Annotated in this window: 1 protein-coding gene; it reads right to left on the minus strand. The window is 61.4% G+C overall.

Annotated features, from left to right (window positions below; genetic code table 11):
* Nucleotides 1-93: 93 nt before the first annotated feature.
* On the minus strand, nt 94-1,584 hold the full coding sequence (locus VL15_RS37805) for an ISNCY family transposase (RefSeq protein ID WP_048252014.1): 1,491 nt from the start codon (nt 1,582-1,584) through the stop codon (nt 94-96).
* Nucleotides 1,585-1,687 lie beyond the last annotated feature (103 nt).

The raw sequence follows: 1,687 nt of genomic DNA on the forward strand, positions 1-1,687 counted from the left end.
TGTCATACCCGGATTCAGATGTCCACCTTCCAGCTATTTAAAAATGTCCGGTTTTAGGGTTGGTTTTGCTGCGTTTTTCCCTCGTTTTGAGCGTTACGCAGTGTCGAAGGTCGACGCCTGAACGGGCAGGGCGCTCACGTTTGTTTCCCCAGCCTTTGCAGACCGACGGCCAGGTTTGTTTGGCAGCTTTGCGGTTTGCTTCCGTTGCGCCAGATCCACGATCACATGCTCGACGTCGGCCTGCGTGATCTTGCGTTGCTTCTTCTTGCCCGGCTCAGCCTCGTTTCGATTGGTCCGGGTCGAGTCGCCACGATGTGTGCGTGACGGCGCTTTACCGATTCGACTGTTATCGCGTTGTGCCTGAAGGGCTTGCGCGACCTGCAGCACATGACTCAAGCGCTTGTGCTCGACGATGGCACCCTGATCGATTTCAGCCAAACGGTCGTACTGCCTGCAGCGCAACACGCGATCGTCAGACCGGATTTCGATCCGCCCATCCGGGTACTCCCACACCTCGATCTGTCGGTCGATCAGCGTCCGGTTCTCCGGCGTGTCCTCCAGCAAGTACATCACCCGGTCGTACTGCACCGTGAGCGACTTCGTCACTTTCCGCGGCTCGCGCCACGTCAACACCAGATCCAAGCTCTCGTCGGGCCGCAGCGGCCGGTGCGCGTTGAAGTCGCTCTTCGGCGGTTTCGCGAAGCGCGCGTTGTAGACGGCCATGAAGGAGGGCGCGTAAGCGTTGGCGTCGGCCACCGTGTTGATTCCGCGCAATCGCATCTCCTTGACCAATCGGTCCTGCAACGTCAGATGTGCGCGCTCGACTCGTCCCTTGGCTGAACTGCTGTTCGCGCAGAACGTGTCGATGTTCAGCTCGTACATCGCGCGGCCGAACGGTGTCACGCGGTTACCGGTCTTGCCTGGCTTCACGTTGCGGAACACGCTGGCCTTGTCGCTGTAGAACGCCCCAGGTTTGCCGTGCCGTTCGATGTACGCGCGCGTCGCTTCGAAGTAGCTGAAGGTCGATTCGGTTTGCGTGAAGTGCAGCATCATCAACCGGCTCGTCGCGTCGTCGACGTACACCAACAGCGTGCAGGCCGGCGCCCGTTCCTCGAACCACCGATGGTCGCTGCCATCGATCTGGATCAATTCACCCAGGCAGGCCCGGCGCGCTCGCGGCTGATAAACCTTCGGCGGACGCTGCCGACGCGGCACCCATAAACCTGCCTCCGTCATCAGCTTCCTGACCGTCTCCTTGGCCAGGCGAATGCCGTGACATTCCCAGAGCTTCTCGCAGGCCAGTGTCGGTCCGAAATCGGCGTAGCGATCGCGGATGATCGACAGCGCCCGGTCGGCGTCGCCTGGGTCCAGACGGCGGTTGCCGGGCTTCGCTCGGTGTCCCGACACCAAACCCGCCGGACCGTGCTCACGCAGCCGGGCGACCAGCCGGCGAATCTGTCGTGTCGTCAATTCCAGCCGTTCCGCTGCACGCGATGGCTTGAGCTTGCCGTCCGCCACGTCTTGAATGACCTTGAACCGGTCCAGCTCGCGCATCGTCATCGTGATCCGTTCCGTTGCAGCCATCGCAGCCTCCGGCGCCGGACACCCGGCGGCCGGACAGCTTACGTGGCACGAAAGCGGACATTTCCATGTAGCCAAAAGCGGACATTTCTATCTAGCCACTACA

This window comes from Burkholderia cepacia (assembly GCF_001039005.1).
Taxonomy (GTDB): Bacteria; Pseudomonadota; Gammaproteobacteria; order Burkholderiales; family Burkholderiaceae; genus Burkholderia; species Burkholderia theae.

Excerpts from the sequence above, each read along its gene's own strand:
- VL15_RS37805 (WP_048252014.1), bottom strand. The coding sequence starts at position 1,584 with ATGGCTGCAACGGAACGGATCACGATGACGATGCGCGAGCTGGACCGG.